Annotated in this window: 12 protein-coding genes, 1 rRNA gene, 1 pseudogene and 1 riboswitch; of the genes and pseudogenes, 12 read left to right on the plus strand and 2 right to left on the minus strand. The window is 70.2% G+C overall.

The window, feature by feature from the left end:
- The first annotated feature begins 147 nt into the window (after positions 1–147).
- The 11 genes and pseudogenes from rrf to ACFY1P_RS12345 form a co-directional block, all read left to right on the plus strand.
- Positions 148–264: ribosomal RNA gene (gene rrf, locus ACFY1P_RS12295) — 5S ribosomal RNA — on the plus strand.
- A 165-nt stretch (positions 265–429) separates the two neighbouring features.
- Positions 430–1,050 carry a CDP-alcohol phosphatidyltransferase family protein gene (locus ACFY1P_RS12300; protein WP_361524152.1) on the plus strand — a complete coding sequence of 207 codons (621 nt, stop codon included), beginning with the start codon at positions 430–432 and terminating at the stop codon, positions 1,048–1,050.
- Between the two features lie 104 nt (positions 1,051–1,154).
- Complete coding sequence (locus ACFY1P_RS12305) at positions 1,155–3,650, plus strand: mannose-1-phosphate guanyltransferase (protein ID WP_361524150.1); 2,496 nt, start codon at positions 1,155–1,157, stop codon at positions 3,648–3,650.
- Between the two features lie 90 nt (positions 3,651–3,740).
- The gene (locus ACFY1P_RS12310) at positions 3,741–4,664 is read left to right on the plus strand and encodes a DUF881 domain-containing protein (protein WP_361524147.1); all 924 of its coding nucleotides are present in this window, start codon (positions 3,741–3,743) and stop codon (positions 4,662–4,664) included.
- Positions 4,661–4,993 carry a small basic family protein gene (locus tag ACFY1P_RS12315; RefSeq protein WP_030364457.1) on the plus strand — a complete coding sequence of 111 codons (333 nt, stop codon included), beginning with the start codon at positions 4,661–4,663 and terminating at the stop codon, positions 4,991–4,993. Before ACFY1P_RS12310 ends, ACFY1P_RS12315 begins: the two co-directional genes overlap by 4 nt.
- A 5-nt stretch (positions 4,994–4,998) precedes the next feature.
- Entirely contained in the window at positions 4,999–6,036 is a 1,038-nt protein-coding gene (locus ACFY1P_RS12320) for a DUF881 domain-containing protein (RefSeq protein WP_390750580.1), read from the plus strand.
- A gap of 133 nt (positions 6,037–6,169) precedes the next feature.
- Entirely contained in the window at positions 6,170–7,015 is an 846-nt protein-coding gene (locus ACFY1P_RS12325) for an FHA domain-containing protein (RefSeq protein ID WP_390750581.1), read from the plus strand.
- 43 nt (positions 7,016–7,058) lie between these two features.
- Positions 7,059–7,832, plus strand: coding sequence for a MerR family transcriptional regulator (locus tag ACFY1P_RS12330; RefSeq protein WP_361524140.1), 774 nt, complete (start codon positions 7,059–7,061; stop codon positions 7,830–7,832).
- A gap of 52 nt (positions 7,833–7,884) precedes the next feature.
- Positions 7,885–8,358: a bifunctional nuclease family protein gene (locus ACFY1P_RS12335; protein WP_006123076.1), complete on the plus strand. Its 474-nt coding sequence runs from the start codon at positions 7,885–7,887 to the stop codon at positions 8,356–8,358.
- Between the two features lie 179 nt (positions 8,359–8,537).
- On the plus strand, positions 8,538–9,152 hold the full coding sequence (locus ACFY1P_RS12340; RefSeq protein ID WP_361524137.1) for a MerR family transcriptional regulator: 615 nt from the start codon (positions 8,538–8,540) through the stop codon (positions 9,150–9,152).
- 80 nt (positions 9,153–9,232) lie between these two features.
- Positions 9,233–10,589, plus strand: a pseudogene (locus ACFY1P_RS12345) (DNA polymerase IV); the annotation flags it as partial.
- Positions 10,590–10,596: 7 nt separating this feature from the next.
- On the opposite strand, the gene ACFY1P_RS12350 reads toward ACFY1P_RS12345, so the two are convergent.
- Positions 10,597–11,031, minus strand: coding sequence for a PRC-barrel domain-containing protein (locus ACFY1P_RS12350; RefSeq protein ID WP_361524134.1), 435 nt, complete (start codon positions 11,029–11,031; stop codon positions 10,597–10,599).
- A 131-nt stretch (positions 11,032–11,162) separates the two neighbouring features.
- Positions 11,163–11,270, plus strand: a riboswitch (glycine riboswitch).
- A 185-nt stretch (positions 11,271–11,455) separates the two neighbouring features.
- Between ACFY1P_RS12350 and gcvP the strand changes: the two genes are divergently transcribed.
- Positions 11,456–14,338: an aminomethyl-transferring glycine dehydrogenase gene (gene gcvP, locus ACFY1P_RS12355; protein ID WP_390750582.1), complete on the plus strand. Its 2,883-nt coding sequence runs from the start codon at positions 11,456–11,458 to the stop codon at positions 14,336–14,338.
- Between the two features lie 155 nt (positions 14,339–14,493).
- On the opposite strand, the gene ACFY1P_RS12360 is transcribed toward gcvP, so the two are convergent.
- Positions 14,494–14,700: a DUF5999 family protein gene (locus ACFY1P_RS12360; protein WP_361524128.1), complete on the minus strand. Its 207-nt coding sequence runs from the start codon at positions 14,698–14,700 to the stop codon at positions 14,494–14,496.
- Between the last annotated feature and the right edge of the window lie 13 nt (positions 14,701–14,713).

Raw genomic sequence — 14,713 nt, forward strand, 5'->3', positions numbered from 1 at the left:
GGTTGATAGGCCAGGTGTGGAAGACCGGTAACGGTTGGAGCTGACTGGTACTAATAGGCCGAGGGCTTGTCCTCAGTTGCTCGCGTCCACTGTGTAGGTTCTGAAGTAACGACCGTGTTGTTGTCCGGTTGGTTAACTTCATAGTGTTTCGGTGGTCATAGCGTTAGGGAAACGCCCGGTTACATTCCGAACCCGGAAGCTAAGCCTTTCAGCGCCGATGGTACTGCATGGGGGACCGTGTGGGAGAGTAGGACGCCGCCGAACAAATTTTAGCCTCAGGCCCTGGGTCATAGACCCGGGGCCTGAGGCATTTTTGCGTTTATGGCGCATTCATTGCGAGCCCGCCCCGACCCCTCTGCACGGTGCGGTCGCGACTGAGGGTAGGGTCATGAGGCATCGTTGGTACATATCCCCACAGGAGGCCCCCGGGTGGAGGTCCAGGAGACGCGCGTACAGACCGACCGCGTCCTCACCATCCCGAACATCCTCAGCATGGCTCGCCTGCTCGGCGTTCCTCTCTTCCTGTGGCTGATCCTCCGGCCGGAGTTCGGTGGCCCGCGCAGTGACGGATGGGCGTTGCTGGTGCTCGCGCTGAGCGGGATCAGTGATTACCTCGACGGAAAGCTCGCCCGACGCTGGAATCAGATCAGCAGCCTCGGCCGGCTCCTCGACCCTGCCGCCGACCGGCTCTACATCCTTTCCACGCTGGTCGGCCTCACCTGGCGGGAGATCCTTCCGCTCTGGCTCACCGCCGCCCTTCTGGCACGCGAAGCGATGCTGCTGGTCATGGTGTGGATTCTGCGCCGCCACGGCTATCCGCCGCCGCAGGTCAACTTCCTCGGCAAGGCCGCCACGTTCAATCTGATGTACGCGTTCCCGTTGCTGCTTCTCAGTGAGGGTGAGGGCCTGTTGCGCTCACTCGCGGCGATTTTCGGATGGGCGTTCGCCGGATGGGGTACAACCCTCTATTGGTGGGCAGGAATCCTCTATGTGGTTCAGGTCCGCCGACTCGTCAAGACGGACCGACAGACCCGACTGGCCTCGCCGTAGTTCAAGTGCCCCAGCAGGGCCGGATGTCGTATGCGCGTTACGCAGACCGGCCCGGGCGGGTGCAGTCGGGATGACCGTCGTCTCTCAAGGAGGACGCTTCCGACATGAAGGCCGTCGTGATGGCCGGTGGCGAAGGCACGCGGCTTCGCCCCATGACCTCGAGCATGCCCAAGCCGCTCCTGCCGGTGGCCAACCGGCCGATCATGGAGCATGTGCTGAGACTGCTCAAACGGCACGGGCTCACCGAGACCGTGGTGACCGTGCAGTTCCTCGCCTCCCTCGTCAAGAACTACTTCGGGGACGGCGAGGAGCTCGGCATGGAGCTCACCTACGCCAATGAGGAAAAGCCACTCGGCACCGCGGGCAGCGTCAAGAATGCCGAGGAAGCGCTCAAGGACGACGCCTTTCTGGTGATCTCCGGAGACGCCCTCACCGATTTCGACCTGACCGACCTGATCCGTTTCCACAAGGCCAAAGGCGCCCTGGTCACCGTCTGTCTCACCCGGGTGCCCAACCCACTGGAATTCGGCATCACCATCGTCGACGACGACGGCAAGGTCGAGCGCTTCCTGGAAAAGCCCACCTGGGGCCAGGTCTTCTCCGACACCGTGAACACCGGCATCTACGTCATGGAGCCGGAGGTCTTCGACTACGTCCAGCCCGATGTGCCGGTCGACTGGTCGGGCGATGTCTTCCCCCAGCTGATGAAGGACGGCAAGCCGATCTACGGCTATGTCGCCGAGGGCTATTGGGAGGACGTCGGCACCCACGAGAGCTATGGCAAGGCCCAGGCCGACGTCCTCGAAGGCAGAGTCGACGTCGACATAGACGGTTTCGAGATCTCGCCGGGCGTGTGGGTGGCCGAGGGCGCCGAGGTCCATCCCGACGCCGTGCTGCGCGGCCCGCTCTATATCGGCGACTACGCGAAGGTCGAGGCCGACGCCGAGATCCGTGAGCACACCGTCGTGGGCTCCAACGTGGTCGTCAAGAGCGGTGCCTTCCTGCACAAGGCCGTCGTCCACGACAACGTCTACATCGGCCAGCAGAGCAATCTGCGCGGCTGCGTGATCGGCAAGAACACCGACATCATGCGGGCCGCCCGCATCGAGGACGGCGCCGTGATCGGCGACGAGTGCCTCATCGGCGAGGAATCGATTATTCAGGGCAACGTCCGCGTCTACCCGTTCAAGACGATCGAGGCCGGCGCGTTCGTCAACACCTCGGTCATCTGGGAGTCCCGGGGCCAGGCCCATCTCTTCGGCACGCGTGGGGTCTCCGGCATCCTCAATGTCGAGATCACCCCCGAGCTCGCGGTGCGGCTCGCCGGCGCGTACGCCACCACTCTCAAGAAGGGATCAACGGTCACCACCGCGCGTGACCACTCCCGCGGTGCCCGGGCGCTCAAGCGCGCGGTGATCTCCGCGCTCCAGGCCAGCGCCATAGACGTACGGGACCTGGAGAACGTGCCGCTGCCGGTCGCGCGTCAGCAGACCGCACGGGGCAGCGCCGGCGGCATCATGATCCGTACGTCGCCGGGCGTGCCGGACTCGGTGGACATCATGTTCTTCGACGAGCGCGGCGCCGACCTCTCCCAGGCGGGCCAGCGCAAGCTCGACCGGGTCTACGCCCGCCAGGAGTACCGGCGTGCCTTCCCCGGTGAGATCGGCGACCTGTCGTTCCCCTCCAGCGTCTACGACTCCTACACGGGATCGCTGCTGAGGTCCGTGGACACCAGTGGGGTCGCGGAGGCCGAGCTGAAGGTCGTCGTCGACGCGTCGAACGGCAGCGCGGGCCTGGTGCTGCCCAGCCTGCTGGGCCGGCTCGGCGTGGACGCGTTCACCATCAACCCCGGGCTCGACGAGTCCCGCCCGACCGAGACGGCCGACGCCCGGCGGGCCGGCCTGGTGCGGCTGGGTGAGATCGTCGCCTCGGCACGTGCCGCCTTCGGCGTGCGGTTCGACCCGGTCGGCGAGCGCATCTCCCTCGTCGACGAGCGCGGCCGCATCGTCGAGGACGACCGGGCGCTGCTGGTGCTCCTGGACCTGGTGGCCGCCGAGCGGCGCAGCGGGAAGGTGGCGCTGCCCGTGACCACGACCCGGATCGCCGAGCAAGTGGCCGCGTACCACGGTACGCAGGTGGAGTGGACGACCACCTCGCCCGACGACCTGACCAGGGTCGGCCGCGCGGAGACCACCATCTTCGGGGGTGACGGGCGAGGCGGGTTCATCGTGCCGGAGTCCAGCAGTGTCTTCGACGGCACGGCCGCGTTCGTCCGCCTGATCGGGCTCGTGGCGCGCACTCAGCTCACGCTCAGCCAGATAGACGCCAGGATTCCGCGGGCCCATGTGCTGCGTCGTGACCTCGCGACGCCATGGGCGGTCAAGGGACTGGTGATGCGTCATGTGGTCGAGGCGGCCGGTGACCGGTCCGTGGACACGACCGACGGCGTGCGGGTGGTCGAGGCCGACGGCCGCTGGGTGATGGTCCTCCCCGACCCCGCTGAGGCCGTGACGCACCTCTGGGCGGAGGGCCCTGACGACGCCTCGGCGCAGGCGCTGCTCGACGAGTGGTCGGCGGTCGTGGACGGCGCCGGGCGCTGAGCCCGGGCGGGCGCCGTCTCCTCGTTCCCGATCCGGCACGCCGGTGGGGCCATTGGGAGACGGCGCCGCCGACGTGCGACGATGTGCGGCATGTCGCAGCAGCCCCCCGTTCGGACGACGCCATCGCCGCCCCCGCGCCCCGATGCCTCCATGTCGCTGCTGACCAATGTGATGGACCACAGCCTCGACGAGGGGTATGCCGAGGCGGCGGCCCGGCGGGAGGCCGAGGGCGGCAAGGGGCTGCCGACCAGGCTCCGCGCCAAGTTGGGGCTCGCCGCCGCGTTGCTGCTCGCCGCGGTGGTGGTGACACTGGGGGCGGCGCAGGCGCGGATATCGGCACCGACGCTGGCCAAGGAGCGCCAGCAGCTGATCGACCGCATCAACAGGGAGTCCTCGGGCGCCGACGCGCTCCAGAAGAACGTCGACACCCTGCGGGACGCGGTCGGCAACAAGCAGCGCGACGTGCTGCAGAAACACGGCGGGGACAAGGCCGAGTTGGTGGCCCTGCTCGCGGGTGCCACCGCGGTGCAGGGCCCCGGCGTCAAGCTCGTCGTGGACGACGCCAAGCAGACCAAGCAGGGCGCCGGCAATGGCCCGCGGGAGAGCAACGGCTTCTCCGACACGGGCCGGGTGCGTGACCGGGACATGCAGCGCATCGTCAACGGTCTGTGGCAGTCGGGCGCCGAGGCGATCGCGGTGAACGGGCAGCGGCTGACCGCGCTGTCCGCGATCAGGGCCGCCGGTGACGCCATACTGGTCGACAACAAGCCGTTGGCGCCGCCGTACACGGTGCTGGCGATCGGTGACGGGGACCGCCTGAGCAGCGCGTTCCAGAACAGCGCCGACGGGCTCTATCTGCGTGCCTTGCAGCAGAACTACGGGATCCGCACCAGCATTTCCGCTCAGGGCGAGGTACGGCTGCCGGCCGCGCCGAGCCTGATCGTACGAACAGCGAAGCCGCAGGAGGGTGCCGTGGCAGAGCGCGGCGCCGACACAGGGAAGGGCACATCGTGATCGCCGTATTGGGCCTCGTCGTGGGAGTCGTGGTGGGCCTCGTCGTCCGACCCGTGGTGCCGACGGTGGTCGAGCCCTACCTCCCCATCGCCGTCGTGGCGGCGCTCGACGCGGTGTTCGGCGGCCTCCGGGCGATGCTGGACGGGATCTTCGACGACAAGGTGTTCGTCGTCTCCTTCCTGTCCAACGTCGTGGTGGCCGCCCTGATCGTCTTCCTGGGCGACAAGCTCGGGGTCGGCGCGCAGCTGTCCACCGGTGTCGTGGTGGTCCTGGGCATCCGCATCTTCTCCAACGCGGCCGCCATCCGGCGGCATGTCTTCCGGGCGTGAGGCCGATGAGCACCGACGACACGCCCGAGGAGCCGACCCCGGCGGGCGGCCCGGCGAAGCCCGGCGAGCCGAAGCCCGGGAACGGGCCGGAGAAGGAGTCCGACAAGCCCGGCAGGTCCGAGCGGCCGGCTGACGAGCCCGAGGGCGCGCAGTCGGGCGGAGCGGCTGCTTCCGCCGTGCCCGGTGAGCCGGACGGCGCGGCACAGGCCGGTGCCGAGCCGGAGCCGGAGCCCGCGCCTCCCGCCGAAGCCGAGCGCGAGGCCGAGCCCGAGCCCGAGCCCGAGGCTGCGCCGCCGCCACCGGAAGGGACGGCCGCGCCGGAGCCGTTGACCGGGCGTCAGCGGCTGTTGAAGGGGCTCTGGCCACCGCGGCTGACGCGGGCCCAGCTCACGGTCGCCGTGCTGCTCTGCGTGCTCGGTCTGGGCCTTGCCATCCAGGTCCGTTCGACGAGCGACAACAGCGCTCTGCGGGGCGCCCGGCAGGAGGATCTCGTACGGATCCTGGACGAGCTGGACAACCGCACCAAGCGCCTCGAGGACGAGAAGCGGCGGCTGGAGAACCAGCGGACGGAGCTGGAGAGCAGCTCCAACCAGGCCGCCGAGGCCCGTAAGCAGACCGCGCAGAAGGAGCAGCAGCTCGGCGTGCTCGCGGGCACGGTCGCGGCGCAGGGGCCCGGCATCGAGCTCACGGTGAGCGACCCCAAGGGGTCGGTCGAGCCGGACAAGCTGCTGGACACGATCCAGGAGCTGCGGGCGGCGGGCGCGGAGGCGATCCAGATCAATGACGTACGGGTCACCGCCGACACGTATTTCTCGGGCGCCGCGGGGAAGGTGGAGATCGACGGCAAAAAGGTCTCGCAGCCTTATCTGTTCAAGGTGATCGGCAAGCCGCAGGACCTGGAGCCGGCCCTGAACATCCCTGGTGGTGTCGTGCAGACTCTGGAGAAGGAGCAGGCGGGCGTCTCGGTCAGCAGGTCTGAGAAGATCATTGTGGATGCCTTGCGCCCGGCGAAGCGGCCTGACTACGCTCGGTCGTCATCGTAGTGAGACGGGCGGGTCCGGGGGCTTCGAGCGGAGGCCAGGAGGTTGCGGGGGGTCGGCGCACCAAGTCGAGGGTGCGTGGTGGAAACTGTCTGTTGACCACGGACGTTGTAAGGATGTCCAGGTCGGACGGTGTGTGCATCGAGGGTTCGTCCTGCCCCACGGGCGGGTCTGTTTCGGTCAAGGGGAATCGCCCGTGAAGTTGTTTGCGAAGTTGTTCGGCAAGAGCGCACGCCAGGAGGGTGGCAGCGGCTCGGCCCGCCACCGGGCGTCGCGCCCCGTGGAAGGCGCGGAAGGTGCCCAGGAGGGGCGCCCGCTGTTCCGGGACCAGGTGGATGCGCCCGGAGGAGACATTTCGGGAGGGTCCGGCGCGTCCGCTGTTGACCCTTCCGCGGCAGGACGCATAGGTTTCGGGGCACCAGCGACCTCAAGTGCGGGTGGAGGGTTTGCCTTGCCGGTGTGTACGAGGTGTGGCCATCGCAATGCCGAGGCCAGTCGGTTCTGCTCCAACTGCGGGGCGCCGCTGCGTCCCGGGGCCGTGGCGGAGCGGGCTTCCGAGACGACCTCGACCATCTCCATCTCCGGTCTCGAGGCGTACGACTCCGAGACCACCGGTCAGACGCCGATCCCGACCCTCTCGCCCGAGGCCCAGGCGGCCGTCGACGCCCTTCCGCTGGGCTCGGCGCTGCTGGTGGTCCGCCGCGGGCCCAACTCCGGCAGCCGGTTCCTGCTGGACGGCGACCTGACCACCGCGGGCCGTCACCCGCAGAGCGACATTTTCCTCGACGACGTCACCGTCTCGCGCCGGCATGTGGAATTCCGCCGTGGGCAGAACGGCGGCTTCACCGTCGCGGACGTCGGCAGCCTCAACGGCACCTATGTGAACCGGGAGCGGATCGACTCGGTCGAGCTGTCCAACGGCGACGAAGTGCAGATCGGTAAGTACCGTCTGGTCTTCTACGGCAGCCAGCGGGGGATCTGAACCCGTCCCGGACGCCGTCCGGGGGGACCTCCAGGGAAGGGCCATGCTGCGAACACCGTCAGGCGGCGCCGGGTCAACCGGTGCCGCCGGTGTCGAAGGGCGACTGGTGAGCATCGGTACGGTGCTCAGTCTGCTGCGTGAGGAATTCCCCGAGGTCACGATCTCCAAGATTCGTTTCCTGGAGTCGGAGGGCCTGGTCGAGCCTCAGCGCACGCCCTCCGGATACCGGAAGTTCAGCGCACAGGACGTGGAGCGGCTGGGTTATGTGCTGCGCATGCAGCGCGACCACTATCTGCCGCTGCGGGTCATCAGGGAGCACCTCGACGCGCTCGCCAGGGGCGAGCAGGTGCAGCTCCCGGCCGCCGGTCAGGCACCTGGCCTCGACGGCCCCTCCGACGGGGCTCAGGGGGCGGGTGAGGTCGCTGTGGCGGCCTTCGAGCGCCCCACGGCCGCCCGCCTCGGCAGGCCGGAGCTCCTGAGCGCCACCGGCGTCACGGAGAGTGAGCTGGCGGAGTGGGAGTCGTACGGCCTGATCGCCGCCCACCCGGACGGCGGATTCGACGTGGATTCGGTCAATGTCGCGAAGCTCGTGACGGACCTCGGGCGGTTCGGCCTGGAGCCCCGGCACCTTCGCGCCATGAAGGCCGCCGCCGACCGCCAGGCCGGGCTGGTCGAACAGGTGGTCGCACCGCTGCGCAGGCACCGTAACCCGCAGACCAGGGCCCACGCCGAGGCCACCACGCGGGAGCTCGCGGCGCTCTCCGTACGCCTGCACGCAGCACTCGTTCAGGCCGCGCTGCGGACGCGTTCGCACTGACCGGCGAGTGCCCGACTACCCAAACCGGCCGGGCACGTCCTAGGGTTGCTGTGTGAACGAGCTCGATGTCGTGGGTGTCCGGGTGGAAATGCCCTCCAACCAGCCGATCGTGCTCCTGCGTGAAGTGGGAGGCGATCGATACCTCCCGATCTGGATCGGACCGGGAGAGGCGACGGCGATCGCCTTCGCCCAGCAGGGCATGGCGCCGGCCCGTCCGCTGACCCACGACCTGTTCAAGGACGTGCTGGAAGCTGTGGGGCAGGAGCTCACGGAGGTCCGCATCACGGACCTGCGCGAAGGCGTGTTCTACGCGGAGCTCGTCTTCGCCAGCGGGGTGGAGGTCAGCGCCAGGCCGTCCGACGCCATAGCGCTGGCACTGCGCACCGGTACGCCGATCTACGGCAGCGACGGCGTGCTCGACGACGCCGGGATCGCCATCCCGGACGAGCAGGAGGACGAGGTCGAGAAGTTCCGCGAGTTCCTCGACCAGATCTCGCCCGAGGACTTCGGCACCAACAGCCAGTGAGGCCTGCGGCGCCCCTCCGGTGTGGCGGGCGCGGCGCATTCGATTAGCCTTTCCCGGCACACGGATACGTAAAACCACTCTCTGGGTGATTATCACTCGGCGTGCCGAGTGTGGCGATCGTTGACGCGCCCCGGGTGACTGCCTACCGTCGAGAAGGCAGGTCAAGGACGGAGGTCGGCGTGAGAAGCATGGGCGACGGTACAGCGGTCGGCAGTCCGTATCCGCTGTATGGGGGAACGGTCGAACAGCCCTCCCGTCATACCGTCCCGGCGGCGGTCAGCACCCCGCAGGGGCCGGACACCGACAAGATCGGGTATCGGGGGCCGACGGCGTGCGCCGCGGCGGGCATCACCTATCGGCAGCTCGACTACTGGGCGCGTACGGGCCTGGTCGAGCCGAGCGTACGGCCGGCCTACGGCTCGGGGAGCCAGCGGCTCTACAGCTTCCGGGACGTGGTCGTCCTCAAGATCGTGAAACGGCTGCTGGATGCGGGGGTCTCCCTGCAGAACATCCGCACGGCCGTGCAGCACCTGCGGGCCCGCGGGATGGGGGACCTCCCGCAGATGACGCTGATGAGCGACGGCGCCACGGTCTACGAGTGCACCTCGCCGGACGAGGTCGTCGACCTGCTCCAGGGCGGCCAGGGCGTCTTCGGGATCGCCGTGGGCGTCGTCTGGCGCGACATCGAGCACGTGCTCTCCCAGCTGCACGGCGAGCGGGTGGACACGGGCGAGACCCTGATCGGCCACAACCCCGCCGACGAGCTGGCGAGGCGCCGCAACCGCGCGGTCTGAAGGCCCAGGGCGCGGGCCCGCCGCCGACGCTCCGTCGCACGTCAGCGCGATTGTCAGTGGTGTGCGGGAACATCAGTGGTGTGAGGTCCGCACCGACGATCCTGCACCTGGACATGGACGCCTTCTACGCCTCGGCGGAGCAGGCGGCCAAGCCGAGTCTGCGCGGAAAGCCCGTGGTGGTCGGCGGGATCGGCCCGCGCGGCGTGGTCGCCACGGCTTCCTACGAGGCGCGCGTCTTCGGCGTCCACTCGGCGATGGCCACCGCCCAGGCGCGCAGGCTGTGTCCCAACGCCGCCTATCTCACCCCGCGGTTCACGCTCTACCGCGAGGTGAGCGAGGTGGTGATGGGGTTGCTGGGTGAGCTCTCGCCGCTGGTGGAGCCGCTCAGCCTCGACGAGGCGTTCGTGGACCTCGAAGCGGGCGGCACCGAGCCCTCCGTGGCCGCGGTCCGCGCCGTGGGGGAGCGGCTGCGCCGGGACATCCGCGCGGCGACGGGCCTGAGCGGCTCGGTGGGGCTCGCCGGGTCCAAGATGTTCGCCAAGATCGCCTCGGAGCGGGCCAAGCCCGACGGCCTGTTCCTCATCGAGCCGGGCACCGAGGCCGAGCTGCTGGGCCCGATGTCCGTCCGCGCCATCCCCGGCGTGGGCCCGGCCACCGCGGAGACGCTGCGCCGCGCGGGCATCACGACGGTCGCGGAGACCGGTGAGGCCGGCGAGGCGGAGCTGGTGCGGCTGCTGGGCAAGGCCCACGGCGCCGGGCTGTACGCGCTGGCCACCGGCCATGACGACCGGCCCGTCGTCGCCGAGCGGGACGCCAAGTCGGTGTCGGTGGAGGACACCTTCGAAGAGGATCTGACCGACCGCGTCCGCGTCCAGCTGGAGCTCGCCCGGCTCGCCGAGCGATGTGTCCAGCGGCTGCGCGCGGCCGGGCGCTCGGGGCGGACGGTCGTGATCAAGGTGCGGCGCTACGACTTCTCCACCCTGACCCGCTCGGAGACGCTGCGCGGGCCGACCGACGACCTCGGCGTGGTGCGGGAGGCGGCGGGGCGGCTGCTGGAGGGCGTGGACACGACGGCGGGCGTACGGCTCCTGGGCGTCGGCGTCACGGGCCTCGCCGACTACACCCAGGAGGATCTCTTCGCCCAGGCCGCGAGCGAGGCGGCGGCCGCTGCCGAAGCGGCCGCGGCGGAGATCCACCAGACCGAGGGCGAGGAGCCCGCCGAGGTGCCCGAGGCCGCCGAGTCGCATCCGCCGCGCCGCTGGCTGCCGGGGCTGGACGTGCGGCACGCGGAGTTCGGGGCGGGCTGGATCCAGGGCAGCGGGGTCGGGCGCGTCACCGTCCGCTTCGAACAGCCCTGGTCGACGCCGGGGAGAGTGCGCACCTTCGCCGTCGACGACCCCGCGCTGGAGCCGGCGGAGCCCCTGCCGCTGATCCGGACCGGGGATCAGCCGCCCGAGCCGCCGGAGCCGTTGACGGTGCCGAGACCCTCGCCGGCCCGCTCGTCCGGCCCGGACCCGGCGCCACCGGCGTCGCCGGCCGGCGGTGAGCCCGCCGTGGGGAGGGCGAGTCCGTAGTGGTGGTAGAGCTGGAGCTCCTGCTCGGGGGAGAGGTGCCGGCCGACCCCGAAGTCCGGGGCGTCCTTGATCAGGGCGCGTTCGTAGGGGACGCGCAGGGCGTCGTCCACGACCTCGCTGGGCTCCAGCGGCACGAAGACGTCCCGGCTGAACAGCCCGGTCCGTACGGCCGCCCACTCGGGCTCGCCCGTCTCGTCGTCGAGATACACCTCGTCCACGGTGCCGATCTTCGAGCCGTCACGGTCGAACGCCTTGCGGCCGATGAGACTGCGTGGATCGATATCGGTCTGCACCGTTCCTCCCATGGTTCGCGTGCCCCTCGACCGCCTCGGCAACCCCTCAAGACCCTCCCGACAACAACGAAAAGGCACAAAGCGGGAACCGGCCACTCGAGGGTTCCGCTCCTGTCCGCGCTGGTAGGCTGGCGAGTGGCCGCAGACCCCGTGCGGGAGAGTCCTCCGAGAGCCCAGCCGGGCATCGACGGGGGCGCCGAAGGAGCAAATCCTCCCCGGAATCTCTCAGGCACACGTACCGCACGGACGAGGTCACTCTGGAAAGCAGGGCGGGCCCCGGTCAGGCACGACGCCGAAGCCCGTCCTCACCGACGGTGAAAGCCGGGCCCCTGCGGCCCGGTGAAGCTCTCAGGTTGAGATGACAGAGGGGGAGGCCGTCCGGGTACCCGCGCCGTGGTACCCCTCGCAGGTCGCAATGACCAGGAGGCCTCCGCAGATGACCGCCCACCGCATCTCCCTTTCCGACCTGGAGCGTGGCACGCCCTTCGAGCGGCGCCATATAGGGCCCGACAGCGCGGCCCAGGCCAAGATGCTCGCCCAGGTCGGATTCGGCTCCCTCGACGAACTCACCGACGCCGCCGTGCCGGACGTGATCAAGGCCACCGAGGAGTCCGGGCTCCCCGACGCCCGCAGCGAGGCCGAGGTCCTCGCGGAGCTGCGCTCGCTCGCCGACCGCAACCAGGTGCTCGCCCCGATGATCGGGCTCGGCTACTACGGCACCTTCACCCCGCCGGTGATCCTGCGCAACGTCATGGAGAACCCGGCCTGGTACACCGCGTACACCCCCTACCAGCCGGAGATCTCCCAGGGCCGGCTGGAGGCGCTCCTCAACTTCCAGACCGTCGTCGCCGACCTCACCGGCCTGCCCACCTCCGGCGCCTCCCTCCTCGACGAGGGCACCGCGGCCGCCGAGGCCATGGCGCTCTCCCGCCGCGTCGGCAAGGTCAAGCAGGGCGTCTTCCTCGTGGACGCCGACACCCTGCCGCAGACCGTCGCCGTCATCCGGACCCGCGCGGAGCCGACCGGTGTCGAGGTCGTCGTCGCCGACCTCTCGCAGGGCATCCCCGAGGAGGCCGCCGAGCGCGGCGTCTTCGGCGTGCTGCTCCAGTACCCCGGCGCCTCCGGTGCCGTGCGCGACCTGCGGCCGGTCATCGAGCGCGCCCACGAGCTCGGCGCGATCGTCACCGTCGCCGCCGACCTGCTCGCGCTGACCCTGCTCACCTCGCCGGGCGCGCTCGGCACGGACATCGCGGTCGGCACGACCCAGCGCTTCGGCGTCCCCATGGGCTTCGGCGGTCCGCACGCCGGATTCATGGCCGTACGCGAGCAGTTCGCCCGCAGCCTCCCCGGCCGCCTCGTCGGCGTCTCCGTCGACGCCGACGGCAACAAGGCCTACCGCCTGGCCCTCCAGACGCGTGAGCAGCACATCCGGCGCGAGAAGGCCACCAGCAACATCTGCACCGCGCAGGTGCTGCTCGCCGTCATGGCCGGCATGTACGCCGTCTACCACGGGCCGGACGGCCTCGCCGCGATCGCCCGGCGCACGCACCGCTACGCCACGCTGCTCGCGGCGGGGCTGCGGGCCGGTGGCGTCGAGGTCGCGCACGGCTCGTACTTCGACACCCTGACCGTGCGCGTCCCCGGCCGCGCCGCCGAGGTCGTCGCCGGTGCACTCGAGCGCGGCGTCAACCTCCGCCTGGCCGACGCCGACCACGTCGGGATCGCGTGCGACGAGACCACCACCCGTGAGCTGGTGGCCGCCGTGTGGTCGGCGTTCGGGGTGGACGCCGACATCGAGGAGCTGGACGCAGCCACGCCGGACGCGCTCCCCGAGGGCCTGCTGCGCTCCGACGACTTCCTCACCCACCCGGTCTTCCACGAGCACCGCTCCGAGACCGCGATGCTGCGCTACCTGCGCCGCCTGGCCGACCGGGACTACGCCCTGGACCGCGGCATGATCCCGCTCGGTTCCTGCACCATGAAGCTCAACGCCACCACCGAGATGGAGTCGGTGACCTGGCCGGAGTTCGCCGCGCTGCACCCCTTCGCGCCCGCGTCGCAGGCCGACGGCTATCTCACGCTGATCACGGAGCTGGAGGAGCGCCTCGCCGAGATCACCGGCTACGACAAGGTCTCCCTCCAGCCGAACGCCGGCTCCCAGGGCGAGCTCGCGGGCCTGCTGGCCGTCCGCGCGTACCACCGCGCGAACGGCGACGAGCAGCGCACCGTCTGTCTCATCCCGTCCTCCGCGCACGGCACCAACGCCGCCAGCGCCGTGATGGCCGGGATGAAGGTCGTCGTCGTCAAGACCGGCGAGGACGGCGAGGTGGACGCCGACGACCTGCGCGCGAAGATAGAGCAGTACGGTCACGAACTGGCCGTCCTGATGGTCACCTACCCCTCCACGCACGGGGTGTTCGAGGAGCACATCAGCGACATCTGCGCGCTGGTGCACGACGCGGGCGGCCAGGTCTACGTGGACGGGGCGAACCTCAACGCCCTGGTCGGGGTGGCCAAGCCGGGCCGCTTCGGCGGCGACGTCTCGCACCTCAACCTGCACAAGACGTTCTGCATCCCGCACGGCGGCGGCGGTCCGGGCGTCGGCCCGGTCGCCGTGCGCGCCCACCTGGCGCCGTATCTCCCCAACCACCCGCTCCAGCCCGCCGCGGGCCCGGCCACCGGCGTCGGCCCGATCTCGGCCGCCCCGTGGGGCTCCGCGGGCATCCTGCCGATCTCCTGGGCGTACGTCCGGCTGATGGGTGGCGCGGGCCTCAAGCGCGCCACGCAGGTCGCGGTGCTCGGCGCCAACTACATCGCCAAGCGGCTGGAGCCGCACTACCCCGTGCTCTACACCGGTCCGAACGGACTGGTGGCGCACGAGTGCATCGTGGACCTGCGGCCGCTGACGAAGGCGACGGGAGTGAGCGTCGACGACGTCGCCAAGCGGCTGATCGACTACGGCTTCCACGCGCCGACCATGTCCTTCCCGGTCGCGGGCACCCTGATGATCGAGCCGACGGAGAGCGAGGACCTCGCCGAGCTGGATCGTTTCTGCGATGCGATGATCGCCATCCGCGCCGAGATCGAGAAGGTCGGCTCCGGCGAGTGGACGAAGGACGACAACCCGCTGCGGAACGCCCCGCACACCGCCGCCTCGGTGACCGGCGCGTGGGAGCACCCGTACACCCGCGAGGAGGCCGCTTACCCGGCCGGGGTGTCCGCCGACAAATACTGGCCGCCGGTGCGCCGCGTCGACGGTGCGTACGGCGACCGCAACCTCGTCTGCTCCTGCCCTCCGATGGAGGACTACGAGAACTGAGCCCAGCGGGGCCCGGGCGCACTGTCCGGGTCCCCTGAGGCCGGACGCGAGTCGGGGCCGGTTCGGCGATGTGCGCCGGGCCGGCCCCTGTCTGTGCGTGGTGCGTATGCGTACGGTGCGGTGTGTTTCCGTACCGCGTGTGCCGTAGTGCCCTCTCAGGCAGCGGTCACCACGTGACCGCTGCCCAGCGGCCGGTGCGGGGCGATGATCTGCCCGTCCGGCAGCAGCTCCCCGGTGTCCTCGAAGCAGAGGACGCCGTTGCACAGCAGGCTCCAGCCCTGTTCCGGGAAGTGCGCCACGAGGTGGGCGGCCTCCCGGTCGGCGGAGTCGGCTGACGGGCAGGTGGGCTGGTGCTGGCACATGGGAAGGTTCTTT

It is taken from the genome of Streptomyces sp. NPDC001407, assembly GCF_042895325.1.
GTDB lineage: Bacteria > Actinomycetota > Actinomycetes > Streptomycetales > Streptomycetaceae > Streptomyces.